Annotated in this window: 2 protein-coding genes; both read right to left on the reverse strand. The window is 49.0% G+C overall.

Translation table 11 applies throughout. The annotated features are described in order from the left end of the window. Positions 1-26: 26 nt before the first annotated feature. Positions 27-1010, reverse strand: a complete 984-nt coding sequence (locus JX312_RS13035; protein WP_204458353.1) for a DUF4271 domain-containing protein — start codon at positions 1008-1010, stop codon at positions 27-29. A gap of 40 nt (positions 1011-1050) precedes the next feature. After that, positions 1051-1827 (reverse strand): NAD(P)-dependent oxidoreductase (locus JX312_RS13040; RefSeq protein ID WP_204458354.1); only part of this gene is annotated, 777 nt, incomplete at its 5' end.

The following is a 1827-nucleotide window of genomic DNA, read 5'->3' on the forward strand; positions in this document are numbered from 1 at the left end:
TGTCTGATACGTGGATTCAACCTTTTTCAAAGCAACATAGAGCAGATTTGAAGGGCTGCCAGATATGCGAGAATCAACGGTACAATTTCTAAACTGCAAAGGTAGTACAAAAAAAGCAACCAAGAGGACATTTGATTGAAAAAAATTCTAAAACCTTTATAAATAAACTGTATTTTCCCAAAAACGAAGACAATTCCCGCGAGTATAAGGATAATTCCGCCCCATTCGGCATAACACAGCGATAACAACGCAAGCGGAAAAAACATGAAAGACTGAAGTCCCATAAGAGCGGTAGCACCCTTCACCCAGAGCCGGGTCAGCTGCCGGTCGGAAAAGACGTTGCCCACTATTTCATACGACAGTAGCATAAAGATGACATAAACCGCCGCGACTCCGGCGCATAGCCCGATTCCGCACAACGGACTGTCTGGAATGCCGAACGAGCCAAACGGCGAATCGGAAACCGTCAGACGCAACAGATCCCAGAGCAGCACCCCGACACTGCAGATCCAGCCGATTATAAGTATCAACAGAAAGGAGGTTTCCTTCACAGTGTTGTCAAACATGTTGTGACGCGTGCGGACATCCTTCATGTCCGACACAAGTATCTTGATATAACGCGGAGTGTTCTTGAGCTTAAGACAAACAGCACAGAATATTACCGCCATGGCTACAAAAACCCATGACAGCCCGTCGCCGCTCCGTGAGGCGACTTTTCCAGCCGCCTCCTGCACATGCTCGCGATATGGAGCCTGAAGCACTATCCCGTAACCGCTCTTTTCCTTGGCGAGGGAGTCATTGACGGCACGTATGACGGAATCCCGCCGTGCCCTGGCGGTCGAATCCGACGCCGAATGCACCGGCTTCCACACACTTGCCGGCTTTACGGCTCCAACGGTCTTCATCCCTACCGGCACAAGAGGCTCCGCGGCATGCGAGGGCACAACAATCTCATCAACCGTTTGCCACGCGCCATGTCCGCCTCCTTTATTCTGAATACTGTCCTGCATATCTACTCACCTGAATCCATTCTACAATTCATAAAGATCTTTAAATCCAACCCTCTTCCCTATACCACCTTATCGACTCCGATATTCCGTCGGCAAGACTCACCCGGGGGGAGAATCCGAAATCCCGACTCGCCTTCGATACATCCACACCCCAGTTGCGCTGTTTCATTATCTTGTATTTGTCGCGGTTAAGAGTCGATGGTTTCATGCGTGCCACACCTATTTTCTCTGCGATGACAGAGACAGCCTTGACTCCCCACAAGGGCATCCTGACCGGGAATACGACCTTCTTGCCGATAGCCTTGGCTGTAAGCCGGCGAAATTCCTTCTGTGTGTAGCCTCTTGGCTCGGAAATATCATAAGTCTCTTTCACCGGGGCTTTCTCAAGAGCGTCAAAAACCGCGCGGGAAAGATCCTCTACATATATAAACGTCAGAAGTTGCTTTCTGAAACCTACCGAGAAATCAAATCCTTTGCTTATGGATTTGAACATCAGGAAATAGTCATGATCGCGTGGTCCGTATATGCCGGTGGGACGGAAGATTATGTAAGGCATTCCGTCCATCTCAAGCCACATCTCCGCCTTGAGTTTCGAGGCACCGTATCTGGTATTGGGCATCGGTATCATGCTCTCGTCAAAAGGGGTGTAGCCCTTTTCATCTCCCGGACCCATTGCCGACAATGAACTCATGTAAAGAAATTTCTCGGGCACAATGTCTGCCGATTTCAATGCGGTGGTGAAATAACGCAGATAATCATAATTTATCCGTGAGAAATCCATATAATACATAACCTTCGTCGCTCCGAGGTTATACAC

The sequence above is a fragment of the Barnesiella sp. CU968 genome, assembly GCF_905219685.1.
Lineage (GTDB): Bacteria > Bacteroidota > Bacteroidia > Bacteroidales > Muribaculaceae > Lepagella > Lepagella muris_A.